The organism is Sphingobacteriaceae bacterium (genome assembly GCA_016715905.1).
Classification (GTDB): domain Bacteria; phylum Bacteroidota; class Bacteroidia; order B-17B0; family Aurantibacillaceae; genus Aurantibacillus.
The window spans coordinates 167,908-193,996 of sequence record JADJXI010000017.1 but is presented as its reverse complement, the minus strand read 5'-3'; the positions used below and the strand labels follow the sequence as shown (position 1 = coordinate 193,996).

The following is a 26,089-nucleotide window of genomic DNA, read 5'->3' as shown; positions in this document are numbered from 1 at the left end:
GGTAGTTTGAAAAATATCAAATTAAATGAAACTCACACAAAAGTTAGCACAAAGTAAAAGCACCTTATTTTCTATTGAAATATTACCTCCTTTAAAGGGGAAAAGCATACAAAGTATATATGATGGGATTGATCCGCTCATGGAGTTTAAACCTGCCTTTGTGGATGTAACTTACCATAGGGAGGAGTACATTTATAAAAAGCGTGAAGGAGGATATTTAGAAAAAGTGAGTACGAGAAAGCGTCCGGGTACTGTTGGTATATGTGCCGCAATTATGAATAAATACGATGTTGAAGCTGTTCCGCATATCATTTGCGGTGGTTTTACACGCGAAGAAACGGAAAATGCATTAATAGATTTGCAATTTTTAGGTATTGATAATGTATTAGCGCTTCGAGGCGACAGCATTAAATCGGAAGCTAATTTTATACCGGAGCCGGGCGGACATCCTTACGCACTCGATTTAGTTAAACAGATTAAATGCATGAATGATGCGATTTACCTGGATGAGGAAATGAAAGATGCTGCACCTACAAATTTTTGTATTGGAGTGGCGGCCTACCCCGAAAAACATTTTGAAGCCCCCAATTTAAATAGTGATTTAAAATATTTAAAAGCCAAGGTGGATGCAGGAGCAGAATACGTGGTAACACAAATGTTTTACGATAATAAAAAGTATTTTGATTTTGTTGAAATTTGCCGTAAAAACGGAATTAATGTTCCTATTATTCCAGGCTTAAAAATATTAAGTTCTAAAAAGCAAATCACTACATTACCAAAAATATTTCACATTGATATTCCCGAACCTTTTCATGAAGAATTGGAAAAATGTAAAGACGATAAAGCCGTAAAAGAAGCTGGTATTAATTGGTGTATTCAGCAATCCAAAGAATTGGTTAAAGCCAATGTGCCTTGTTTGCATTTTTATACCATGGGCGCCTCAGAAGCCACCAAACGCGTTGCGAAAGAAGTGTTTTAATTAAACTATTTATTTTTTATCAATTGGATTTTTACAATGGAGAAATATTATTAATTGATAAACCTTATACTTGGAGCAGCTTTCAGGCGGTGAATAAATTAAAACACGCCATTAAAAATCACCCATCATTGATCATTGAAGGTACAAAGGTAAAACCTAAAATTGGTCATGCCGGCACACTCGATCCTTTAGCTACAGGTTTACTTATTATTTGTACCGGGAAAAAAACTAAAACCATTAATGAGTGGATGGATATGGAAAAAGAATACACCGGCACTTTTTTTATTGGTGCTACAACACCTTGTTTTGATTTAGAAAAACCGGTTGATTGTACTTTTCCAATTGATCATATTTCCAATGATTCTATTTTTCAAATAGCTAAACAATTTGTTGGTATACAAAATCAGGTTCCACCATTATTCAGTGCAATTCAAATTGATGGCAAACGGGCTTATGCCTTAGCGCGTGAGGGAAAGGAAGTAGAATTAAAAGCTCGAGAAATTGAAATAAAAGAATTTGAAATTACACGAATAGAATTACCGCAGGTGGATTTTAGAGTCGTTTGCAGTAAAGGAACCTACATCAGAAGCATGGCCAGAGATTTCGGTTTAGCCTTGAACAGTGGAGCTCATTTGTTAAAATTGAGGAGAACAAGAATAGGAGATTTTAAATTAGAACATGCAGTGGATCCATTAGAATTTGCGGAAAAAATGAGAAGTTGATGTCAAAAAAGCTGAAACAGAAAGAATATATTCCTAAATTTATTATTCTGTATGAGCTGGAAGCATAAGATAACCCTGTTTTATATTTGCATACTTTGCTATTTTAATCACGCAATGCTGAACGCTCAAGTGGATCAAAAAAGGCAAGCAAGAGCAGACTCAATTGAAAATCTATTGCCAAATCTAAAAGATACATCACTTATTATAGCAAATATTAAGTTAACTAATTTCTACTTAGAATTCAAACCGGTTAAAGCTTTGGGTTTTGCCAAAAATAATATTGCCGTAATGCGTAAATCAAAGAATAAAAATTGGGTGATAAAAGGATGGAACAATTATTTACAAACAGAATATTATTTTGGAAGTGTTGATACTGTATTATCTTATCAGGAAGAATGTTTCAAATTAGCGTTAGATCAAAAGGATACGGCAAGTTATTGCAATTTTATGATAACGTTCGCTTCTGCCAACGATAAACAAAATAAAAGTACTGAAGCTGTCAAATTAAATATTCAAGCTGCCACATTAGCTACTAAACACAATATTCCTAAGATTTGTTCTCGAGCATATCATAACATTGGCACTAATTATTTGCATAAATCGGAATATGATGTTGCAATCGATTATTTCTTAAAGGCTAGGGAATATAAGTTAAAGGAAAAAGAAGAACAGGCCCTTGCAAGTACTTTAATGAGTATCGGAATTTGTTATGCCGAGTTAGGGTCGTTAGATTCTACAAAAAAATACTTTTTGGAAGCCGAAAAGATAGCTTTAAAATTCAACAACAATAAAACCCTGGCCTCCATTTCGGAAAATTTAGCCAACGTTTATATGCTTGAAAAAAATTATGACAAAGCTAGAGTATTTTATTTGAAATCTTTAAAGGCAAAAGAAGCATTAGGCGATAAGCATGAATTGATGTTGACCCATTCTAATTTAGCCGGTTTTTTTCTCACTTTGAATGATCCTACGCAAGCGCTGCATCATTTGGAAATAAGCTCAAACCTTAATTCAGAATTCAATGATTTACTAATCGAGCAAATAAACTTTGAACATTTTGCAAGCGCATATTCACAAAAAAAAGATTATGAAAAGGCTTATTTATTTTCTAAAAAGCAAATTGATGTAATTAATAAGTTAAACAAAAAGGAATCGGCAAAACAAATTGCAGAAATGAATTCTAAATACGAATCAGATAAAAAACAACTTCAGATCGATCAGCTAAATATAGAAACAAATTTTAAAAACGAAGAAATTAAACACCAAAGGAATATTTCAACACTAATTTCGTTTTTAGGAATTTTAATTCTTGTGTTTGCAATTGTTTTATTCGTTGGGTTTAGAAATAAAAGAAAAGCAAATGCATTGTTAAGCCGGCTTAACAGTGAATTGGAGCATAAGAAAACTGAGATTGAACATCAAAACCAAGAACTTTCCCAAAAGAATAAAGAAATTCTTGATTCAATTTATTATGCGCAACGTATTCAAAACGCTCTTTTACCCTCGTTTCAATTTATTGGTAAAACCATAAATAGATTAATTAAAAATGATTGATTAGATTATTCTTTTTTTTGTCTAATCTCTTTTCTATACAATCAAATAATTTTCAATTTTACTTATTGCCCGGTTTCTTTTTTAGCTTCCATCAGATCCATTCGTTCTTCACCTTTCATAGCTATTACAAAACAATCTTTAAAACCTTTTTCTCTCAGTACATGTTGATGTGCAGCAGCCTCTTTCATGGTTTTAAAATTTCCGGAAGTATATTTTAATACGTTTTTCTGTTTGTAAAAAGCTCCGTCTTTTATATCACTAAATTTTTTTTCATTTAAATTAAGTTCAGCATCACTACTGGCAAATTGCACTTTAAATCTTATTTTTTGTTCGTCAACTACTTTCTTTTCTTCTTCCGGTTTTTTTTCTTCAGACTTTTGTTGTTCCTTAAATTTTTCAGCTATAGCTTTTGCATCTAATGAATCCTGGTTTTGTTCTGCTATCTGTATTGTATCCGCCTTGTTTTTTTCGTTAACAATTAGCGAATCTTTATTTACCAACTTTTTTTCTTCTTTTGGTTTTTCGTCTTCTTCATCTTCTTCATCTTCATCGTGGTGTTTTTGTCCCGGTATATTTCCGGCTTTAATATTTTCATTTTCTAAGGGTTCCTGTTTTTCAATGTCATCGTTATATTCTTTTTTATTTCCGTCTTGTTCATCTTTATACCTTCTTAAACCCCTGAAGATGGCTTTGGCCAAGTAATCCTGGCCTTGTTCGCTGGCTAAAAATTTTTCTTCCAACGGATTGGTTAAATAACCTATTTCAGTTAAAATACTCGGCATAGATGTTCTCCATAAAACCCAAATGCTTTGGCGATGTACACCTCGATCATACCGTCCCGCTTTTTTAGTGTATTCTTCTTGTAATTTAACAGCCAAACTCGCGCTTTGTAATACATAAGCTGAAGTGTAATTGCTCATGATGATGTAACTCTCTTCACTCTCCGGATCAAATCCGCCGTATTTGGTTTCATAGTTGTCTTCTAAAAATATAGCGGAGTTTTCTCGCGTGGCCACTTTCATCTTTCCTTCTTCATTTTTCAGTCCCATCACATAAGTTTCCGTTCCAAAGGGAACTGGATTAGGTTTTTCTACCGGCACATACTTCCCTTTTTTGTTTTTGTAGGTTTTTACTCTTTTTTTACCGGTTTTTTTGTCCTTTATGTAAACTACTTTTCCGGCTGCATTGCAATGAATAGAAATAAATAAATCAGCTTTATTTCTATTCGCAATTTGTGCTCTTTCTTCTAATTCAACAAAAACATCTGTGGTACGGGTATAAATAACTTTAACATCTTTTAAGTTATCTTCTATCAATTTACCCAGTTTTAAGGCCACAGCCAGCGATACATCTTTTTCTTTATGGGAAACCCCATTACATCCCGGATCTTTTCCTCCATGTCCGGGGTCAATCACAATAATTTTAATACCGCTGCCTTTTCCTCTAGGCGGAATGAAAGAAATAGACAGGACGAATAGGCCTGCTATCAGGGATAAATATTGTAATTTTTTAACCATCTCTCTTCTATAAATTAGCCTTTTTCACATAAACAATTGTAGCTTTGTATGCTTAGCCAATTTGTAATCCTTTTGGTTTTTAAAAATATCTTTTTACACTTGACGAAAACGTTAAATAGCCAAGTAGTTTTCTTCCTGCTTCTGTTAATATCTTTCACTGTAAAGTATAACGCGCAAACCAATCCCTCGGATACAATAAAAACATTTAAACCCGATACCTTAAATACGGTTGAAAATGAGGAATTAGAGGGAAAAGTAAGTTATTTAGGTGAGGATAGCATGGTTTTCATTATGTCAGATTCTAAACTCTATTTGTTCGGTAAAGGACATGTAACTTATGGCGACATCGATTTAAAATCTGAATTTATTGAGGTGGATTATAAAAAAAATATAGTAACGGCATTTGGAAAAAGAGATAGTTTAGGTAAAGCTGTTGGTCATCCTGTGTTTAAGGAAGGAGATGAAGAAATGACAGCCGAAAAAATTATGTACAATTTAAAAACCAAAAAAGGAAAAATATTTAATGCTTTAACACATCAGGGAGAATTACTTGTTTTGGGAAGCGAGATTAAAAAAGATAGTACCGACGTTATTTACATGAAAGATATGCGTTGTATTCCGTGTAAGGATGAGGATGCAAGAACAAAATTTCGGGCAACCAAGGCAAAAATTATTCCAAATGATAAAATAGTAACAGGCCCACTTTATTTAGAAATTGGCGGAGTGCCAACTCCGCTTGCATTACCGTTTGGTTTTTTCCCAAATACCAAAAAGCAAAAAAGCGGAATTTTATTACCCATGCCGGGGCAATCTGCCTCGCAAGGCTTTTTTTTACAGGAAGGCGGATATTATTGGGGCATCAACCCGCAAACCGATATGATTATTAAAGGAGATATTTATTCCAATGGAAGCTGGGCAGCGCGTACTACAAATAATTATTATGTTTTGTATAAGGCGGCCGGAAGTGTTAACCTGGGATACAAATCTTTTAATTTTGGCGATAAGGATGTGCCCACTTCATACAGTAAGGATAAATCATATAGCGTTGCGTGGGTGCATAATCAGGATAATAAAAGCAATCCTAGTGTGCGATTTGGAGCGAATGTGAATTTTGTAAACAACCAACGTATAAATAGAATTAACGCCTTAAATTCCGGCGAATTTTTAAACAACACTTTTCAATCCAATATTAATTTTACAAAATCCTTTAAACTCACTTCACTAAGCATCAATGCCATGCATAGTCAAAACAGCCAAACAAAATATGCTGAAATTACTTTACCCGGTTTAACGTTTAACGTAAATCGCTTCTTCCCTTTTAAACGCGAAAATGCAGTAAGGCAAAATGTTTTTGATAAAATAGGGGTGAATTATTTATTGGAAGCAAGAAATACTTTGTCCGGGGCCGACACCACCTTATTTCAAGGTGATTTAAATAAAAAATTGCGTTATGGCATTAAACATTCATTACCTATATCTACCAATTTTAATTTGTTTAAATACATTACGATTACCCCGGCCTTAAATTTTAATGCGGTAATGTACACGCAAAGTACAAGTAAAAGATTTGAAAATGATTTTATAGCACCTAAAGTAATTAGTGATACCACCACCGGTTTTGTAGCCGGCTATGATGCGAGTTACAGTACCAGTATGAATACAAAAATATATTTTGATTATTTATATAAAAAAGGCAGACTATCGCAGGTTCGTCATTTAATGATTCCAACACTGGCTCACACGTATCGACCCGATTTTGGAAAAGAGCAATATGGGTTTTGGAAAAAAGTACAAACCGATACCATTGGAAATTTTACGCGTTACAGTATTTTTGAAAAGTCATTATTTGGAGGGCCGGGTATAGGAGAACAAAATGCGTTATCCATTAATTTATACAATACCTTGGATGCTAAAACTAAAAAAATGTCAGATTCAGGTTATGTCTACAATAAAATCTCGTTATTACAAGAAGCCAGTATTGGAGCTTCCTATAATATGGCTGCCGACAGTTTTCACATGAGCGATATAAGAACATCGGCACGTACAAAATTGTTTAAACAATTTGATGTACAAGCCAGTGCTTTTTTTGATCCCTATGCTTATGATTTCACCACAAATCGCCGCATAAATGAATTTGCGTATAATACCGGCGGTCCGTTAGGGAGATTTAAAAATGCTAATTTTATTGTGAGCACTTCACTAAGCAGTAATTTATTGGAAGCGGCCAAAGCAAAAAGAAATCCAAGCATCACGAATGGTGTTGAACAAGGCGCTGCAAATAATTTAGTAAAAGATGAAAAATTACCTTGGAATTTGTTTATTAATTATGGACTCGAATTAAGAAATATAGAAGACAGGGTAATTTACCCCACACATTCTCTAATGTTTAGCGGTGACTTAATGCCTACTAAATTCTGGAAAATTGGTTTAACCAGTGGGTTTGATTTTACCTCTCAAAAAATTAGTTATACCACGGTTAATATTTATCGCGATTTAAAATGTTGGGAAGCGCGTATTGATTGGGTTCCGTTTGGTTCAAATAAAAGCTATCGCATTGTAATCAATTTGAAAACAGCCATGTTGCGTGATTTTAAAATTCCGAAACAAAGCAGACCTTACGATAATTTTTAAGATGAAAGCAATCGTCTTTTACACACTTTTACTTTTAGTATACGAGGCTACCGCTCAAAAAAAAGATACTATTTTGTGGGTAGAATCAGAAAGATTAACATGGAATGATTTTCAAGGCGAACCCGAAGCGCGTTTTGCGGTAGCCTCAACCGCTTATGATATATTGTTGAACATTCAACAAATAAATCAATATACAATGGTGAGGGTTGAAGCTGTTTTTTTTAAGAAAAAATCCTGGAAAAAGAAAAAATGGATTTCAACGGAAGTTTTAAATCACGAACAATTGCATTTTGATATTGTAGAACTTTATGCCAGAAAACTCCGAAAGAAAATTGCGGGGTTGAAAATCAAAAAATTTGAACAACTAAAAAACACCATTCAACAACTTTATGAAGAGAATGATGAAGAAATGGATCGTTTTCAGGATTTATATGATGAAGAAACCGACGGATCAATGAATGGTGAAAAGCAAAGGGAATGGGAGTTAAAAATTGCTAAAGAACTTAAATTGTACCAGCAATACGCCAAAGTTTTGCAAAGGGTAGAATAGACTCAAACCTTCGAATTATTTTAATTTCACGCTTGGATCACTCTTTTTTTAATTCGTTTTTTATGCATACATTTGTGCCACGTTCTTTATTATACTTATCAAGAAAGACTGAGGGACACGCCCGTAGAAGTCTTCCCAACCCTTTTAAATTTAAGAAGCAGGAAGTAAGATTTAAAAATTATAAATCTTAAATCTAATATCCAAAATCTTAAATCATTAAAGAAGGTGGTAAATCGTGCCGGTGTAAACCGAAAAAGATAAGTCAGAGCTATATGAATTTTTAAACAATCATAAACCCTTCTGACCAAATTCAGAGGGGATTTTTTTTATATGACAAAAATAGAACAAGAACTTGAAACACGTGTATTGGTTATTGATGGAGCCATGGGCTCTCTTATACAACAATATAAATTGACGGAAGAAGATTTTCGAGGAGAAAAATTTAAAAATTTCCATAAAGACCTTAAAGGAAATAATGATTTATTATGCATCACCCGTCCGGATATTATTTTAGAAATACACAAGCAATACTTAGAAGCCGGCGCTGATATTTTAGAAACCAATAGTTTCAGCAGCACCCGAATTTCCATGGCCGATTATGATTTACAAGATCACTGCTATGAATTGAATTTAGCTGCGGCAAAAGTAGCCCGACAGGCAGCAGATGAATACACGCAAAAAAATCCAAATAAACCCCGTTTTGTGGCCGGAGCCATGGGCCCAACTACTAAACTATTATCGCTTTCGCCGGACGTGAATAATCCCGGCTTCAGGAGCATGACTTTTGATGAACTTTATGAATCTTACAAAGAGCAGGTAGAAGGTTTGGTAGATGGAGGAGTAGATTTATTATTATTCGAAACCATTACAGATACTTTAAATGCTAAAGCAGGTTTATTTGCGGTTCAAAAAGTATTTGAAGAAAAAGGAATTAATTTGCCGGTGATGATTTCAGGCACCATTACAGACGCGAGCGGAAGAACTTTATCCGGACAAACTACCGAGGCTTTTTTAAATTCAGTTTCACACGTAAATTTATTAAGTGTAGGATTAAACTGCGCATTGGGAGCAAAAGATATGCGGCCGTATTTGGAGGAATTATCCAATAAGGCCCCTTTTTATGTTTCAGCTTATCCCAATGCAGGATTACCCAATCAATTTGGAGAATATGATCAGGATGCTCACGAAATGGGACATCAAATTGAAGATTTTTTAAAAGCAGGATTTTTAAATATAGTTGGAGGATGTTGCGGAACAACACCAGAGCATATTAAAAAAATAGCAGACTTGGCAAAAGAGGTAAAGCCCCGTAAAAAACCTAAAGCCGATTCATTAATGCACTTAAGTGGCTTGGAACCGGTAACCTTAAGGCCTGAAAGTAATTTCATGAATGTAGGTGAAAGAACAAACGTAACCGGTAGTAAAAAATTTGCGAAGCTCATTATCGACGGAAAATATGAAGAGGCCTTAGCAGTGGCGAAAGATCAGGTGGAAGGAGGAGCGCAGGTTATTGATATTAATATGGACGAAGGGATGCTCGACGCCGTTAGTGCCATGACCACGTTTTTAAATTTAATAGCATCAGAACCGGATATAGCCAGGGTGCCAATAATGATTGATTCCAGCAAATGGCATGTGATTGAGGCAGGGCTAAAATGTATTCAGGGGAAAGGAATTGTAAACTCTATTTCTTTAAAAGAAGGCGAAGCGAAATTTATTGAACAGGCTAACCTTATAAAAAAGTATGGAGCAGCAGTTATTGTTATGGCTTTTGATGAACAGGGGCAGGCAGACACTTATCAGCGAAGAATTGATATTTGTAAACGCGCTTATGATATATTGGTTCAAAAAGTAAATTTCCCTCCACAGGATATTATATTTGATCCTAATATTTTCCCGGTAGCAACCGGCATGGACGAACATCGGTTAAATGCCCTTGATTTTTTTAACGCCACCAAATGGATAAAAGAGAATTTGCCACATGCCAAGGTGAGCGGGGGAGTGAGTAACGTTAGTTTTTCGTTTAGAGGAAATGATCATGTGCGCGAAGCCATTCATGCCGCATTTTTATACCATGCTGTTAAAAACGGAATGGACATGGGAATTGTGAATCCGGCCATGTTGCAGATTTACGATGATGTGGAGAAAGAATTACTGGAAATGGTGGAAGATGTATTGTTGAATAGAAGAGACGATGCCACCGAACGCTTAATTACAAAAGCCGAATCTTTAAAAGGAACAGGTAAAGTTAAAGAGGAAAAAAATGAAGAGTGGAGAAAAGGAAGCGTGCAGGAAAGACTTACCCATTCATTAGTGAAAGGTATTACAGATTATATTGAGCAGGATATTGAAGAGTGCCGTAAGCAATATGATAAAACCCTTTTAGTTATCGAAGGGCCGCTAATGGATGGAATGAATGTGGTTGGTGATTTGTTTGGTGCAGGGAAAATGTTTTTACCACAGGTAGTAAAAAGCGCAAGGGTAATGAAAAAAGCCGTGGCTTATTTATTGCCCTATTTAGAAGCAGAGAAAAAGTTAAGCGGTAATGTTACTAAAAATAACGGTAAAGTTTTATTAGCCACAGTAAAAGGAGATGTGCACGATATCGGTAAAAATATTGTGGGTGTGGTAATGGCCTGTAATAATTTTGAAATTATTGATTTAGGCGTTATGGTTTCCAAGGATAAAATTCTGGAAGAGGCTCAAAAACATAAAGTAGATGTAATCGGACTTAGTGGATTAATCACACCTTCACTTGATGAAATGGTTGACGTGGCTAAAGAAATGGAAAGATTAAAATTAAATCTTCCTTTATTGATTGGCGGGGCTACTACTTCTAAAGTGCACACTGCAGTTAAAATAGCTCCTCATTATTCTCATCCGGTGGTGCATGTAAATGATGCAAGCCGAAGTGTACCTGTAGTTAGTAATTTAATTAGTAAAGAGTTAAAAGAAGCTTATGTGAAAGAAGTAAATGCTGATTATGAAAGAGTGCGTGAGCAAAATAAAAATGCACAAAGTCAGAATAAATTTATTGCTTTGGAGGAAGCAAGAAAAAATAAGGTCAAAATAAATTGGAACGAGTTTAAACCGGTTGTGCCAATCAAAAAAGGAAATATTGTTTTTGATGATTTCCCTTTGAATGAATTGGCAAGTTATATAGATTGGACGCCTTTCTTTCACAGTTGGGAAATGAAAGGTTCTTATCCAAAAATATTAAAAGATCCAACCCGGGGCAAAGAAGCGCAAAAGTTATTTGATGATGCACAAGCTATGCTTCAAAAAGTCATTAAAGAAAAATGGTTAAGGGCTAAAGCGGTGGTGGGTATTTATCCGGCACACCAATTGAATGAAGATGATATAGCTGTTTACGATGAAGAAAACAAAAAACAAATTTGCACATTTCACACCATTCGTCAGCAAACTAAAAAACCGGCCGGACAATCCAATATTGCCTTAGCTGATTTTGTTAAACCTAAATTAAGCGGCGCAAATGGCGAGGCTATTGATTATATAGGGGCATTTGCCTGTAGTACCGGATTTGGTATTGATGAACGAGTAGCGGCATTTGAAAAAGATCACGATGATTATAGCGCTATTATGTTAAAAGCCATTGCCGATCGATTAGCAGAGGCATTTGCCGAATGCTTACATCAAAAAGTACGAAAGGAAATTTGGGGATATAGTAAGAATGAAGAATTATCGAACGAAGAATTAATTCAGGAGGTATACAAAGGCATTCGTCCCGCTCCCGGATATCCTGCACAACCCGATCACTTGGAAAAATTGACAATTTGGAAATTACTTGATGTAGAAAAAAATACCGGAATTATTTTAACCGATAGTTTGGCCATGGTGCCTACAGCCGCAGTAAGCGGATTGTATATTGCCCATGAAGAAGCTGCTTATTTTGGTGTTGGAAAAATTACTAAAGAACAGGTTGCCGATTATGCAAAGCGTAAAAATATTCCGTTTGAAAAAGCTGAGAAGTGGCTGGGTCCGGCTTTGGGTTATTCTTAATATTAATTTTTATATAAATTAATCATTGACTTTGTATTTCATCTAATTATGATTTAACTTGCTTCAATAATAAGTATATGAAGTTTTTTTCAATAGCTCTGATTTTATTTTTATTGTGCCCATTTCAGGTGTTTTCCCAAACAGAAGAAGTTTTAGTAAAGCAATTAGCACAAAAAAATCATGATACGGTTCATGCAAGAATACTCACCCAACTTTTTGCGTTGGGTATGATGAAGAACGATACTACCTACGGACATCAACTTTTATTGTTTACCCGCGAAAAACTTAAAAATAATGCGTTGGATGATTCAACAAAAAACAGAATTACCAGAGCGTTAATGGTTGGAATTGATAACATGGCTTTCCTTACCCAGCAAAGTGGAAATGGATTAAAAGCCATTAATATGTGGGAAGAAGTACTGGAATTAAATAAAAGTGTAAATGATGAATCAATCCTAGGTGCTACACTTTTGAATATAGGATATGTGCATGATCATAAAGGAAATATTCCGGTTGCATTGGATTATTATCACAAGGCCCTGCATTATTTGGAAAAAACAAAATACATTGACGGATTAGGAGCGGTATTCAATAATTTGGGATCTATCTATCGTAAACAAGGTGATTTAGATAAAGCAATTGAGTTTCAAGAGAAAGGTTTGAGTTTACAACACGATGATAATAACGCTGGCGCTGCTATTATGTTAGCTAACGTGGCGGGACTGTATTGGGAAAAAAAGGAAGCTGAAAAAGCCATGAAATATTGGGACAGATCTCTTAAAGCAAATGAGAAACTCAATAATAAAACGGGGATTGCTAACGTGTACGCTCGTTATTCAGATGTAGAACTTTCAAAAGGTAATTTCAAAGGTGCTCTTGAATATTTAAATGATGCATTGAAATTGCAAGAGGAGATGAATAATAAAATGGGAATTGAAAGAATTTATGGCTCAATGGGCCATATTTATTTTCTCCAAAAGGAATATCTTAAAGCAAAGGAAGTAACCTTAAAAGCTTTTCAAATGGCAGAGGAGTTTAAATATCCTGCGGAATTGGTGGGTATTAGTAATGGTCTTACAGAAATTTACGCAGCATTAGGTGATTATAAAAAGGCTTACGAAATGGAAGTTTATCATAAGCAAATGAGTGATAGCGTGAATAGTGAAAACGCAAAGCGTACAGCTTTACGAAAAGATTTTGAATATGCTTTTCAAAAACAAGTAGTTCAAGATAGCATTAAAGCGGTAGAGGAGAAAAAAGTGTATGAGGCTGAAATCAATCACCAGAAATCACAAAGTATGGTTTTGTATTTTGGCATTGGCCTAATTGCTGTATTTTCAATTTTTATGTATAATCGTTTTCGTATAACACAAAAGCAAAAAGCTATAATTGAAAAACAAAAAGCATTGGTAGACGAAAAGCAAAAAGAAATTATTGAAAGTATACATTATGCCAAGCGCATACAACAAGCTTTAATGCCCAATGAAAAAACTATCCGGAAAAAATTAGATAATTTTAATTAATGGCGTTTAACGAAAAATTAAATAATCGAATCCGAGAAGAATTACAAAACTTACCCAATGTGGAAGAAAAATACATGTTTGGTGGTGTATGTTATATGGTGAATGGAAAGATGTGTGTAGGTGTGGTGAAAGATGACATGATGTGTCGAATTGGTCCGGATGCTTACGAATCTGCACTCGAAAAAAAAGGTTGTAATGAAATGATATTTACCGGAAAACCCATGAAGGGTTATGTGTTTGTTAATGAAGAAGGAATGAAATCGGCCAAAGATTTTAAACATTGGATTGGTCTTTGTTTAAAATTTAACACAGAAGCGAAAGCAAGTAAGAAGAAAAGGAAATAAGGTTTAGTTATTCTCGGTGTATTTTTTAAAGTTGTTTAAAATCAATTGCCAACCTTCTTTTTGCATCTCTGCCGGATTTTCGGTTTCCGGATCAAATATTACTTCCAATTTGGTTTTATCTCCTAAAGAATTAAAAGATACTTCGGCTTGTCGGCCTTCACCTATTTGTGAACCCATGCTGTATGTTATTTTTTCTTCCGGCTTCACTTCATTATAAGTCACTTCAAAATCAAAACCAAAGCTCCCATCTTTAGCCTCCATTCTCGAAACTTGTTTTCCGCCAACTCTGAGGTCGTTAGTCGATTTTGGGCAACACCAATCGTCTGATGCAAAATTCCAATTCACAATATGTTTAGGATTGGTGTAATATTCCCAAACCTTTTTTATAGCTGAATTAATTTGCGCACTTACTTTAATTTTTTCCATGCTTTTTTAAGTTTTCTTGAACCCTGAATTTAATAATTTTCGTTATTAACCTAACTGGTAGTTTTTCATTTAAAGCAAATTGAACTGATCCCTTTCCTTGTTTGTATTTAGCCATTTCATCTTTAAATGCACTATGGCCACTAGGGGTAGCGTAGAAGCCGATGTGATTTTCATAAGCTGCATAATAGACCAAAGGTTTTTTACAAAGCTTATAAGCCGGCATACCGTATGAAATACTTTCTTCTGCGTCCGGAGCACACTTTTTAATTAAGTTGCGGATAAGACTTAATTGATTTTGGACATTTGCTGAAAATTGTTGAATGTATTCATCTACCGAATTAATTTTCTCCACAAAACAAAATTAAAGTGTTTACTGATTAATACTTTTAGTGCTTTTCTTTTTTGAAGGGATGATATAACCTAATCGCAATCCGCCCGTAAATGAAACGCCAACCACTGGTACTCTGAGCCAGCCGTAATAATTGTTCATTCTTCCTTCGCCATAAGCATAAAATGCATTGAAAGAGGAAGAATTAAGAGCAGTGCTAAATTCTGAATTGGTATAACGAAAGGATTGCATGGAATATCCAATTCCAACAAAACAATCTAAGGTTAACAAATTGCCTAATATTACTTGTCTACCAAAATTTATAAATCCACCATATGAATAAGTGTTTATGTCCGTTGTGATAATAGAGTAAGTAGGTTGTGTATATGCACCACTATTTTGATAATTGTAAACTCTTGCTGAAACATCCTGATAATTTAAAAAAGAGTAAGCTAAATCAAGTTTTATGTAAGTTCCCTTTAATGGATGAGCGTATCGCATGCCTTTAATGGCATAGTCTTGGCCAATAAAAAATTTCAAACCGGGTTTAAAATATGCACCAACATGGTAAGCGTCAATATTTAAACGCACTGAAGTGCTTCCGTAGTCAACAATTGAGGAATTAATAAATCCAGCCTGCACATCCAGATTCATACCTACCCTTATTACTTTTTCATAGGCAAAACTTATGTGATTAAGTGCTGAACTGAATGGATGTATTTTTATTACCTGACGATTATTAATTATAGATGCGTGTTCTTGTTCTAGAGAGAGCTCATCCGGAAGTATGATTTCAGAAAAGCCTCCGGATAGTATATATTTTCTTACTTTAAATTTATCGAATGTGTAAATAGGACCATTCTCGTCACCAATTCTACAGCGCATTTCGTATTCATTAATCTCATAGATTTTGCAGGTAATTTTTTTACCATCCACCATGTATAAGGTGTCTTTGAGCGCTACATTTTGTGATTTTCCGACAACAGACACCAGAAAAAGTAAACTGAAAAAAATAATCTTTTTCATTTTGTATTTATTTATACCGCCGTGTGTGTAAACGGGTATTTATAGTATTACTAAAATAGAACAAATTCACAAGTAACCCAACAGGTAAACGTTAAATCTTTTGTTCTTATTGTATAAAAACAATTTTTAGTCTAATAATTGTCTTGAATGGGCGCTCGGCTTGCATTTTTTTGCATTACTAAATATATAATAGGCAAAATACCGGCGGTATTGATTAAAGCCAAACAAATAAACCAACCCAATTGATTATTTCTACCGGCCTTCCACATGGCAATTAGTTTCCAGGTTAATTCCCAAAGAGCTAAAAGAATAATAATAGGTAAAATTAGTGTGAGTGAATCACTCATGTTTATTGATGCTTCCATATATAAAATTATTAATAAACTAATTTATTCAATTTTTTGTAAATAGCTCGATTTAACTTCTGTTAAATAAACCCGAAGAAAAATCACAGTGCTGATCAGCTAATAATCAGGTATTTATATTTAAATCATGATTTTTTATGGAAAATGCAAAACCCCAACATCTAAATATAAAAGTAAACATGAAAGCCATGGAAAATAAAAATATGATTATCCGAATTCCTGAACCTTGCCACGAAGACTGGAATAAAATGACTCCTGAAGAAAACGGAAAGTTTTGTGGGTCTTGTCAAAAATCTGTGCTTGACTTTTCGAACAAAACAGATGATGAAATTAAGGATATACTGATGCATTATAAGGATCAGAAAGTATGCGGACGATTTAAATCTACACAAATTAACAGGCCATTAAATTTGAGAATTAATTTGAACGAAATTCCCCGTAATATAAGCGTCACCCGCTTGTTTGCCTTGGCTTTATTACTTTCGTTTGGCAGTCATTTATTTGCTTGTTATGATGTGCAGGGAAAAATGATTGAGTCGTTTGAAATGTTTGCCGGGGATGATAAAAATAAAAGAGTTGTTGGCGAAGTAGAGGCATTACCAAAGGAAAAAGAAAAAGAAAAAAAGAAGGAGAAAGAAAAATGTACACCAACAATTAAAGGTGATGTAGATATTACTATGGTGGCGGGTGGATTACGTGTGGTGTATGAAGAGCCTCAACTAGCGGATAGCACCAAAAATATTAATCCTATTGAAGAAGAAAAATATATAAAAGGAAAAATAAAACAACCGGAAATTATTGAGAAGGAAGTGGAAATTAAGGAAGTAGAAATTGTTGAGCCCATTAAAGATTCTATACTACTTATCACCGAACCTATTGAAGAAACGTATATTGAATTACTTGGTGAAGTAATGGCTGTGAATACCGTAACGGAAGAAGTTATTGATAGCACGAATGTGAATGTTGGAGTAGAAGAGGCCGATATCATTGAAGTAGAAAATAGTTGGAATGTTTTTCCGAATCCCGCCAAAGGAGATTTTACTGTTTCTTACGAATTAAAAAAGCAAAGTTATGTTCGGGTAGATGTACTTGATTTGCAAGGAAAATTAATCAGCTCATTGGTTGAACCGGCACAACAGCACAGCGGTAAATATCAAATGCCTATAAATTTGGATGTTCCCAATGGAATTTATTTAATCAGCTTACAAATAAACGGAAGTTTAAGCAGTAAGAGGATTGTGATTGAGAAGTAGATTAGCCACACCCATTCAAAAAAGTGAATGATGTACTAAAACAAATAACAAATATTTAACCCGGCGAACCCCAAATGTTTTTTGCCAGCAATAAATTTATTTAAATTGTCAATTTTTATTTTATTGTTAAAATTTATATAAGATAATTGTAAACTCATTTGTATTGAATTTAATTTAATTCCAATTGAGGTAGAATAAGAAAAGTTTAGGGTTGAATTTATTCTATAAGTTTCTTGTATTTCTTGTGAATTACTATGCTTTATGCTATACCAACCATTTGGGTTTTCCGGAGTAATATAACTTGGGTCTTGTAAATAACTATAATATATTTCAGTTTGAGTGTAACTAGTAGAGTATGATTTTCCTAAATGGCTAGAAATTTTCAATGAAATAGAATTCGCAAAGAAAAATCTGTCCCATTCACACACATGTTCCAAATGTGCCCCCAAGTTTAAAGTTTTGAGGTTAGTTTTAAACGAATCCGATAAAAAAATATAACTTATTGCACTGACTTGTCCTGGACCTTTAAAATCGGAAATATAACTTTCTAATGGCAAAAAAAGTGTTCCCAAAGAAATTCCGACAAATATTTTATTTTTTTTTGGAATTTTATAAGCATTAATCAAGTAACTAAAATGACAATCAATTTGAGAAACTGAACCAAAATGATACTTAACTTCCATTTCGCTGTATTGCATATTCTGAAAAGGCGCATAATTATAAGAAGCACCTATTTTAATTCTTTGTAATTTACTCCTTAAAGTGTCAGCACCTTTTAAATCAGACAAAATAAACAGGAAAGAAATTAAGGTTATAAAAGATTTTAATTTGAATTTCATTTAGAGTTAATACGAAAAGTAAAGCTATTCCGTTGGTTTATGTGTAAATTATTTTATTTGAATGCCCATTTAAAAATTACACTACATTATATATTGCTTATTATAGTATATGAATTTCATGAATACGATAAATAAAAACGTCCATACCCGACCAAGTTGTTTGTTTTTCTCGGCTCAATCCGTTTTTTTCTGCAACGCGCTGTGATTTTAAGTTGTTCACATTTATAATGGAAATCACGGACTGTGTAAGTTGATGCTCAAATGCAAAATTGATAAATAGTTTGGCTGCCTCAGGAGCAAACCCTTGCCCCCAGTATTTTTTAAAAATGTGATAGCCGACTTCAATTTCGCTTTGTTCATCCACGGTTTGTAAAAGTAAACCACATTGTCCAACAAAGGCATTCGTTTTTTTATCAACTAAAGCTTGTAATCCGAATTGTTGATTTTCATAGCGTTTGAGTTGTTTCTCAATCCAAAGTTTAGCGCGCTCTTCTTCACTAAGTTCACCGGCATAGGGAAAATGTTCCATGGCTTCTTTATCTCTGAAAAAATTTGCCCAACTTTCGAAATCCTCTGAAATTAATTTGCGAGTGAGAAGTCTTTCGCTTTGTAAGTTATCTTGATATAAATAATTGGGCATAGTATTTATTTTTTAATAAGCCATAGTATTCGATCGTATGATAAAGTATAATGAAATAGTACAATAATTCCGAAAACGATACTGTATTTAGCAAATCCGGATTTATAAATCAATAAGGCAGCGAAAGTAAAAATAAAAAGTTCTATAAGTAAGCGAACAAATCCGCTAACTACTACCGGGGCATTGCCTGAACGACTGGGGTCTTGAGGGACATTAAAAACTCCCCAAACAATTGCAAAAGCCAAGGGTAAGGCGAAAGCAAAGATGAAACGATACCACTGATCGCTTTGTTTATACCCCCAATAACCCATTGCAAAAAGCGCAGTTAATTCTAAAATAAAACGAAGAGCAAGATTAAGTGCATGAGAGCCCATTTTGTCTATTATTGTTTTATGAATTTATTTTCGTTTTGGCTATAGCCTGATTTGTAATTATCAACTTTGTCAATGGCCGGAAAGGGAAATTCGTCAATTCCGAGCAAGGTATCTCCCGAAAGTCTTAGGGTTAAATTATCCTTGGAGATATTTAACTCACCGGTTTTTCTTTTCAGTTTAATGGTAATTTTAGCATTTCCGGGCGAGTAACTTTCTTTTTCGGTGATGGAGTATTTATTTTTGGTTAATACCGTTCCGTTTTTCATAAAAATAGCTTCTCCTTTATCATTTAATTCGAATGTAACCGAATAACCCGTTGTGTTTGGTGTTAACGAAGTGCTGGTATTACTAAAAATATTATTATCATTTAACATCGTATAGCTCCAAGTGTAATTACCAATAAAAGCAGCATATTCATTTTTTAGTTTATTTTTCTTGCAAGAATAAAAAGCAACTACAAGCAGTAAATAAGATAATTTGGTATTCATGGTTTGCGTGTTAATGTTTACATGAAGGTAATAAATTTAGGCCTTAAAAAAATAAATTCATGAAAATTAATAAAGCGTATATCGAAAGAGGATTCATGCACGAAAACATTAGAATATAATTTCTTAATTTTTTGGAGAGACTAAGTTTTGAATTTTTGAGTCATTTCGTTAAATCAATTTTCCAAATAAAATATTATCCGGTAAATAAGCGGAACGGAAATCGGAATGAGGACAAGTCGAATCAGCATAAATTTTAAAGAGAGTTTGTTGTGCTTAAATAACGCCAATAGAAGGGCTATGGACCAAAGTCCCGCAAAAATTAAATCGAGATAGCGAAAGTAGTGAGCAAGAAATATTTGTCCACTGGAATTGAGCGTCCACCAGGTGTTGAGGTTAAATGGAAAGGGTATTAATTCCCAAATAAATGAAAGTATATAAACTAAGTCGTAAATAAAATAAGCAATAAAAAATTCCTTTACTAGGCCTTCGGGTTTTCGTATTAGGAAATTTATAAAAAAGACGAATAATATTATTTTAAAAACCTGAAACGAAAGGATTAAGGCGTGAGGTGTTGTTCCGCAAGGCACACTATGATCCGACCAGTTTTCCTGAAAGTTTTCTTCATGAAATAAGTGAAGAACGGTAAACGAAAAAAAGTTATTGATTATCCGGTAAAAAGCGTAAGAAAAAAGATAAATTAAAAGTTTACGTTTATCTAGTATTTTTATTTGCTTAAGGATATTATTCAATGAATTTTTAATTATTTATTCCTGTTGTTTTTTTAAATTCTGAAATTATATTGGCTAAATAAATTGAGACAAGAAATTTAAGTACAAGCGAGTTGAAATTTATTTTAAGTATTGCTGTTTTATTATTTAATTGGGAGCAAGTTTTCAAATTTTTCCGCCAAATATGAATTTTTTAATGAGCTTTTATCAGTGGTTTCGAAAATGCCGATAGACATAAGTTCATCTTTTAAGACTATTCTTGGGTTTCTCATTTTTTCTTTTTAATTTTTTTACCTCTTTATCAAAGTCAGAAATAAATTTTTGGTCTTGAATCTTTCTGAATTTTAAATATTCTGATTCAGCTTTTTTAATGGCTATTTCGTGTGATATTTTTCCCGGATTATTCAATAAATCATAACGATTAATTTTTAAAAACGAATCCAATGCTTCAATCCACTCATTCATTTTCATTGGAATATTTCTTTCTGCTTGTAATTCAGCAAAATTCAAGTATAATTCGACAAGTCTGTTTAATTCACTTATTTCCTTTTCCGATAAATAGTTTTTTGCAATGTTTGTATCTGACTTCAGAATTTTTCCGTCAGGTGAATTCTTCCAAGTAGTTAATCCCATATTCGGGTTTTCAGCGTTTGCTCTTTTTTCAATAATTTCTGCCGCTGTATTTCCGGTAACTGCCCAATGAAATTTATTTTGAACGGTTTTATAAAAGTTTAAAGTTAAATCTGATTTATAATCGTAATCAATACTACATTGAGCATATATATCGGTTATTTTTTGATAAAATCTTCTTTCTGAGGCTCGGATTTCCCGAATTCTCTCCAGTAATTCTTCAAAGTAATCTTTGCCAAATACCTGACCACCTTGTTTTAATCGTTTGTCGTCTAGAACAAATCCTTTAATAATAAATTCTTTTAATGTCTTGGTAGCCCAAATACGGAATTGAGTTGCTTGTTTAGAGTTTACTCTGTAACCGATAGCAATTATGGCGTCAAGATTATAAAAATGGGTTTTATAATTTTTACCATCAGATGCAGTTGCCGAGAATTCCTCGGTAACTGATTCCTTATCTAATTCACCTTCTTTAAAAATATTTTTTAAATGAAGTGAAATATTATCAGAGCTACATCCAAACAGATGTGACATTGCCTTTTGAGTAAGCCACACTGTTTCATCATTAACGAATACATCAACTCGTACTTCGCCATCTTGTGAAGTGTAGATTATGAAATCAGATTGATTTGGTGTAGATTTTGCCATAAAGTCTAATTCTAAGTTAAAGAAATTTTGTATAAACAAAATCGTTTATATTTAATACATTTTTTCTTCTTGATCTTGCTTTAATTTTGCTCGTATTTGTAAATAGTATTTAATCTAAATTTATTTCTTATAATTGCAATAACACAAACATTGGGTCTAAAATTCAACCATTGGAAACGCTTGTTTAGCCTCTTAAATTTAATGTTTTATTAAATATGTTTTCTACAATTTTACGACCAATTAATTTAGAGTCATTTACCACAAATACATTTTTTGCATTTGCAATATTCAAAACACCAATAAAGTTTTTTAGTCTCTTCCTAGATGCTTGCAGGGAACCGTTTTCAAAGTCTGAGAAGTTGAATTGAATTTTTTTCATTGTGGTTAGGTTCAGTTCAAAATAAAATTCATCTTTTAATGTGGTTTTTTCAGGAAATTTAAAATAATAGCAAAAATTGCTAATAAAGTACTGATAATCCATTTTAAGTTTGTAAAGTCGTTCTTTATTAACCAGTTCTCTTTTTTAAGATAACCGCCTTTACTTAAATACTCTTCTCCTTTATTTGAGATTTTAAATCCATAGACGTCCTGTCTTGCAGATCCAAGTCTTGGCCTTTCGCCTAATTTATATTTGTCAACATATCCGTCTTCTTCCAATCTAATAAATGCACTTTCTGCTTCATGTATTTGAAGACTTAATTCATTTGCCCATTGATTAATTGCTTTGTATTTTCCTGTATTCACAGAAAGATGCAATAAAACACCTTGAACTAATTCTAGGGGGATTTATTTACCATATTTGAATTGAATCGATTGAATTACCAAGTTTATAAATCATGAAGGATTTCACACATCTTATAGCTTGTTACAGCCTATTAATTTGCTCATTTCCACTTCTATGCAAATTTACTTTCTCTTATTCACTTCTAATTTTTTAATACAGTAGTCTTATCAACTACTTATTAATAAAAATAATTTTGAACCAAACCCAAAAAAACCACGGCCCTCACCGTGGTTTTTTTCAAATCAAATCAAAACCAAAAATTTTTATTGAATGAGAATTTTTAAAACTCAATTGGCAAAAAAAGCGGTTAGCTATTCTAACGCTACGCATCTTCCCGCAGCTAACCGCCCCTAAGTTTTTATCCGGCCGCTTCTGCTTTCAGCGCCTCTTTAATTTTATTTTCTATCTCTTCGGCTAAATCCGGGTTTTCAATAAATAAAGCTTTAACCGACTCTCTTCCCTGTCCTAATTTAGTATCGTCATAACTAAACCACGATCCCGATTTTTTAATTATTCCTTTTTCTACTCCAATATCAATTATTTCTCCAACCTTACTAATTCCTTCTCCAAAAATAATATCGAACTCCGCCATGCGGAAAGGGGGAGCCACCTTGTTCTTAATTACTTTTACTCTGGCGCGGTTACCACTTACGGTTTCTCCATCTTTAATTTGTGAAATTCTGCGAATATCCAAACGTACCGATGCGTAAAACTTCAATGCATTTCCACCGGTTGTTGTTTCCGGATTCCCAAACATGATTCCAATTTTTTCGCGTAACTGATTAATAAATATACAGCAGCATCCTGTTTTATTAATGGTGCCCGTTAACTTACGCAAAGCCTGGCTCATTAATCTCGCCTGCAATCCCATTCTGCTGTCACCCATCTCTCCTTCAATTTCAGCTTTGGGCGTTAAGGCCGCAACCGAATCAATCACCACTAAATCTACAGCACCACTTCGTATTAAATTATCGGCAATTTCTAAAGCCTGTTCTCCATTATCAGGTTGTGATATTAAAAGATTCTCGGTATTTACACCCAGCTTCTCAGCATAAAATCTGTCGAAAGCATGTTCCGCATCAATAATGGCGGCAATGCCTCCTGTTTTTTGCACGTTAGCAATAGCGTGTATGGCCAACGTAGTTTTACCGGATGATTCAGGTCCGTATATTTCTACTACGCGCCCTTTTGGTAATCCCCCAATACCTAAAGCAATATCCAAACCTAAAGAGCCTGTACTAATTGCTTCAATGTGTTCTACCTGGCTGTCGCCCAATTTCATGATGGTACCTTTACCATAGGTTTTTTCTAACTTATCTAAAGTTAATTGAAGAGCCTTTAATTTTTCGGCGTTTACCGTTTTGTTGATCTCCTCTTCCATAAGATCTTCTGCATTTTTTCTAGCCATATATTTATTTTTTATTTTTTTCCTTTAATAAAACCGCTCATCGGTTTTGTGCTTAAGTTAAGATAAACTGTTTACTTCCCCTTCACTTCTTTTCACTCAGTTTACCTTAACTAGTGCACAACAAAGGTATATGCAGAAAGTAGCAAAGCCTTGCTACAATTTGTAGCTAAATTGTTAAAAGCTGTAAAAGCCTAGTGCCGCAAGGCTTCCAGCGCCTAATAAATTGTAAAACGAATAGGTGCGGTATTAGTTACACAAGCTTTTAAGCCGTTAAAACTAAGTTTAAGAAACTGCTCTTCCAATTCTTTTTTAACTTGTTTATTTTCTGTTTGCGCATTGGCCTCAATCACCTGACCGCTTTCATTTACTTTAAACAATACATTTACTTGTATAGATGATTGTTTACCCTGGGCTTGTTCCGACAGGTTAATGTTTTTACGAATTTTTTCCATGATCGATTCGTGTTCTTTTCCGTTGTGGCCTTTTAAAATTCCTAAACCGGTAATTAGTAAGGCCGTAATTAAAATTATATTTTTCATAATATAGGGTTTTAGTAGTTTGACGAAGCACAGGCTTATTTTGTTACATGAAATGTTTTAAAATCTGTTAAACGTTTTAATGTTTGGACATAAATCACGCGAAATGGGGTAGGGAATAATAATGTTTTTGGTGGAATTTTTATTTGGGCGTGCCCCCCAATACGTAAAACGATTTTGTTTATGTTCAATTAACGTTTTACTATTGGGGGTCGGGCTATTCGCTGCAATCTTTTGTTCGTTCCTCACAAAAGGATTTTCGCTTCTATCCCTCACGCAAAACTCGTTTTTGTCATACCGATACATGCAGAGGTGGTGTCAATGCTTCAATTTAATTTATCACCAAAACAAGCAATTATAATGACGATTTTGTCATGAAATAATAAATAGTTTTATTTTTTCTTGATAAATCCGCCGCGATGAAAAAAAAGCTTGAAAATGAATATTATCGCCCTCAAGGAAATTCTGTTAAGAATTTTGAGATAAATTTTTCTGCGGGTAATTTTAGATTTTATTTAAGCATTAAACTATTTAGCACTATTAAAATTACGGAGCCACGTCAGCGTCAAATATACATAAACGCAGTATGACGCCTTCGTGGCGACAATAAAAAATTTATATCAAAATTTAAGAATTGCCTTGAAGGCTTGATTTCTTTTGTTTCTTTTCTTTATCAAGAAAGAAAAGAAAGAGAAAGTATTGAGTTTTTAATTTTGCCTTGTCAGCTCAGCATTACAAATCGGATGATCATCCCTTTAATTACTTTTTCTATTAAATAAAAAAACAGGACTAGTAAGCCCTCAATCTTAAATGGCTTGCTTATTCGGTCAATATTTGGAATTGCCATGTCGCTATAACTTATTATATTTACTTATTCAATAAACCATGGACAGAATAGAAATACTAAAAACCTATAAAATTTATATTGGGGGTCAGTTTCCGCGTACGGAAAGTGGAAGGTATTATGAACTGAAAAATAAAAAAAATACCATTGCTAATATTTGTCTATCCTCTCGTAAAGATTTTCGGAATGCAGTGGTTGCTGCACGTAGTGCATTTAACAGTTGGAGTACCCGTGCCGCTTTTAACCGCTCACAAATAATTTACCGTATTGCTGAAATGCTGGAAGGCAGAAAAGCACAGTTTGTTGAAGAAATGTTAAGCATGGGTATACCCAAAAAAACGGCTGAAGCAGAAGTAAAACAAAGTGTTGACCGCTTAGTACACTATGCGGGTTGGTGCGATAAATACAAACAATTATTCAGTTCAGTAAATCCGGTTTCAACACCGCACTTTAATTTTTCAGTGCCTGAACCTATGGGCGTAATATCTGTTATTGCTCCTGAAGAAAGTACCTTACTTGGATTAATAAGTGTGATATGCCCGGTGATTGCCGGCGGAAATACCTGCGTGGTTTTAGCCAGTGAAAAATTACCGCTTTGTGCCATCAGTTTTGCCGAGGTATTGGCTACCTCTGATTTACCGGCCGGCGTGGTGAATATTATTACCGGTACCACTAAAGAATTACACACACATTTTTCTTCACACATGGATGTAAATGCTACAGTGTATTGCCGAAAAAGTAAGGAAGAAATAAAAAGTATTGGTGAAAATGCATCGCTTAATGTAAAGAGAACTTTTTTTTGGAACAAAGATTGGACCAAACCCGAAAATCAAAATCCGTATTTGATTATGGATTTACAGGAAATAAAAACCACCTGGCATCCCATTGAAAATATTGGTGCCGGCGGGGCAAAGTATTAGCCTTTTCAAATA

General features: G+C 34.0%; 24 protein-coding genes and 1 riboswitch. Of the genes, 10 read left to right on the top strand and 14 right to left on the bottom strand.

Annotation, left to right across the window (positions count from 1 at the left end; genetic code table 11):
• The first annotated feature begins 25 nt into the window (after positions 1-25).
• The 3 genes from metF to IPM51_13375 all read left to right on the top strand — a co-directional run bounded on the left by metF (position 26) and on the right by IPM51_13375 (position 3,255).
• Positions 26-979, top strand: a complete 954-nt coding sequence (gene metF / locus IPM51_13385) for a methylenetetrahydrofolate reductase [NAD(P)H] (GenBank protein ID MBK9285288.1) — start codon at positions 26-28, stop codon at positions 977-979.
• Between the two features lie 11 nt (positions 980-990).
• Positions 991-1,701: a tRNA pseudouridine(55) synthase TruB gene (gene truB / locus IPM51_13380; GenBank protein MBK9285287.1), complete on the top strand. Its 711-nt coding sequence runs from the start codon at positions 991-993 to the stop codon at positions 1,699-1,701.
• Between the two features lie 114 nt (positions 1,702-1,815).
• Positions 1,816-3,255: a tetratricopeptide repeat protein gene (locus IPM51_13375; GenBank protein ID MBK9285286.1), complete on the top strand. Its 1,440-nt coding sequence runs from the start codon at positions 1,816-1,818 to the stop codon at positions 3,253-3,255.
• Between the two features lie 62 nt (positions 3,256-3,317).
• On the opposite strand, the gene IPM51_13370 is transcribed toward IPM51_13375, so the two are convergent.
• Positions 3,318-4,772: an N-acetylmuramoyl-L-alanine amidase gene (locus IPM51_13370; GenBank protein MBK9285285.1), complete on the bottom strand. Its 1,455-nt coding sequence runs from the start codon at positions 4,770-4,772 to the stop codon at positions 3,318-3,320.
• 99 nt (positions 4,773-4,871) lie between these two features.
• On the opposite strand from IPM51_13370, the gene IPM51_13365 reads away from it, so the two are divergent.
• The 5 genes from IPM51_13365 to IPM51_13345 all read left to right on the top strand — a co-directional run bounded on the left by IPM51_13365 (position 4,872) and on the right by IPM51_13345 (position 13,840).
• Positions 4,872-7,403 (top strand): LPS-assembly protein LptD, encoded by a 2,532-nt coding sequence (locus tag IPM51_13365; GenBank protein MBK9285284.1) that lies wholly within the window; start codon positions 4,872-4,874, stop codon positions 7,401-7,403.
• Position 7,404: 1 nt separating this feature from the next.
• A complete protein-coding gene (locus IPM51_13360; GenBank protein MBK9285283.1) occupies positions 7,405-7,953 on the top strand; it encodes a DUF922 domain-containing protein in 549 nt (182 codons plus the stop codon).
• A gap of 92 nt (positions 7,954-8,045) precedes the next feature.
• Positions 8,046-8,217, top strand: a riboswitch (SAM riboswitch).
• Between the two features lie 66 nt (positions 8,218-8,283).
• Positions 8,284-11,973 carry a methionine synthase gene (gene metH, locus IPM51_13355; GenBank protein ID MBK9285282.1) on the top strand — a complete coding sequence of 1,230 codons (3,690 nt, stop codon included), beginning with the start codon at positions 8,284-8,286 and terminating at the stop codon, positions 11,971-11,973.
• A 77-nt stretch (positions 11,974-12,050) separates the two neighbouring features.
• Positions 12,051-13,496 (top strand): tetratricopeptide repeat protein, encoded by a 1,446-nt coding sequence (locus IPM51_13350; GenBank protein MBK9285281.1) that lies wholly within the window; start codon positions 12,051-12,053, stop codon positions 13,494-13,496.
• Positions 13,496-13,840: a TfoX/Sxy family protein gene (locus IPM51_13345; GenBank protein MBK9285280.1), complete on the top strand. Its 345-nt coding sequence runs from the start codon at positions 13,496-13,498 to the stop codon at positions 13,838-13,840. Before IPM51_13350 ends, IPM51_13345 begins: the two co-directional genes overlap by 1 nt.
• A 3-nt stretch (positions 13,841-13,843) precedes the next feature.
• Here IPM51_13345 and IPM51_13340 read toward each other — a convergent pair whose 3' ends face one another.
• The 4 genes from IPM51_13340 to IPM51_13325 all read right to left on the bottom strand — a co-directional run bounded on the left by IPM51_13340 (position 13,844) and on the right by IPM51_13325 (position 15,967).
• Positions 13,844-14,266: an SRPBCC family protein gene (locus IPM51_13340; protein ID MBK9285279.1), complete on the bottom strand. Its 423-nt coding sequence runs from the start codon at positions 14,264-14,266 to the stop codon at positions 13,844-13,846.
• On the bottom strand, positions 14,253-14,609 hold the full coding sequence (locus IPM51_13335) for a DUF1801 domain-containing protein (GenBank protein MBK9285278.1): 357 nt from the start codon (positions 14,607-14,609) through the stop codon (positions 14,253-14,255). The genes IPM51_13340 and IPM51_13335 overlap by 14 nt, the downstream gene beginning before the upstream one ends.
• Positions 14,610-14,636: 27 nt before the next feature.
• A complete protein-coding gene (locus IPM51_13330) occupies positions 14,637-15,620 on the bottom strand; it encodes a hypothetical protein (GenBank protein ID MBK9285277.1) in 984 nt (327 codons plus the stop codon).
• Positions 15,621-15,751: 131 nt separating this feature from the next.
• Positions 15,752-15,967, bottom strand: a complete 216-nt coding sequence (locus tag IPM51_13325; GenBank protein MBK9285276.1) for a hypothetical protein — start codon at positions 15,965-15,967, stop codon at positions 15,752-15,754.
• A gap of 155 nt (positions 15,968-16,122) precedes the next feature.
• On the opposite strand from IPM51_13325, the gene IPM51_13320 reads away from it, so the two are divergent.
• Positions 16,123-17,238 (top strand): T9SS type A sorting domain-containing protein, encoded by a 1,116-nt coding sequence (locus IPM51_13320; protein ID MBK9285275.1) that lies wholly within the window; start codon positions 16,123-16,125, stop codon positions 17,236-17,238.
• Positions 17,239-17,273: 35 nt separating this feature from the next.
• Here the strand turns inward: IPM51_13320 and IPM51_13315 are convergent, their stop codons facing one another.
• The 9 genes from IPM51_13315 to IPM51_13275 all read right to left on the bottom strand — a co-directional run bounded on the left by IPM51_13315 (position 17,274) and on the right by IPM51_13275 (position 24,316).
• A complete protein-coding gene (locus IPM51_13315) occupies positions 17,274-18,077 on the bottom strand; it encodes a hypothetical protein (protein MBK9285274.1) in 804 nt (267 codons plus the stop codon).
• Positions 18,078-18,177: 100 nt separating this feature from the next.
• On the bottom strand, positions 18,178-18,717 hold the full coding sequence (locus IPM51_13310; GenBank protein ID MBK9285273.1) for a GNAT family N-acetyltransferase: 540 nt from the start codon (positions 18,715-18,717) through the stop codon (positions 18,178-18,180).
• Between the two features lie 5 nt (positions 18,718-18,722).
• Entirely contained in the window at positions 18,723-19,091 is a 369-nt protein-coding gene (locus IPM51_13305) for a YrdB family protein (GenBank protein ID MBK9285272.1), read from the bottom strand.
• 8 nt (positions 19,092-19,099) lie between these two features.
• Positions 19,100-19,579, bottom strand: coding sequence for a hypothetical protein (locus IPM51_13300; GenBank protein MBK9285271.1), 480 nt, complete (start codon positions 19,577-19,579; stop codon positions 19,100-19,102).
• Positions 19,580-20,547: 968 nt separating this feature from the next.
• Entirely contained in the window at positions 20,548-21,585 is a 1,038-nt protein-coding gene (locus IPM51_13295; GenBank protein ID MBK9285270.1) for a virulence RhuM family protein, read from the bottom strand.
• A gap of 184 nt (positions 21,586-21,769) precedes the next feature.
• On the bottom strand, positions 21,770-21,964 hold the full coding sequence (locus IPM51_13290) for a hypothetical protein (GenBank protein ID MBK9285269.1): 195 nt from the start codon (positions 21,962-21,964) through the stop codon (positions 21,770-21,772).
• 35 nt (positions 21,965-21,999) lie between these two features.
• Positions 22,000-22,329 carry a hypothetical protein gene (locus IPM51_13285; protein ID MBK9285268.1) on the bottom strand — a complete coding sequence of 110 codons (330 nt, stop codon included), beginning with the start codon at positions 22,327-22,329 and terminating at the stop codon, positions 22,000-22,002.
• A gap of 398 nt (positions 22,330-22,727) precedes the next feature.
• On the bottom strand, positions 22,728-23,777 hold the full coding sequence (gene recA / locus IPM51_13280; protein MBK9285267.1) for a recombinase RecA: 1,050 nt from the start codon (positions 23,775-23,777) through the stop codon (positions 22,728-22,730).
• 215 nt (positions 23,778-23,992) lie between these two features.
• On the bottom strand, positions 23,993-24,316 hold the full coding sequence (locus tag IPM51_13275) for a hypothetical protein (GenBank protein ID MBK9285266.1): 324 nt from the start codon (positions 24,314-24,316) through the stop codon (positions 23,993-23,995).
• Between the two features lie 882 nt (positions 24,317-25,198).
• Here IPM51_13275 and IPM51_13270 point away from each other — a divergent pair.
• Positions 25,199-26,077, top strand: a complete 879-nt coding sequence (locus tag IPM51_13270) for an aldehyde dehydrogenase family protein (GenBank protein MBK9285265.1) — start codon at positions 25,199-25,201, stop codon at positions 26,075-26,077.
• Positions 26,078-26,089 lie beyond the last annotated feature (12 nt).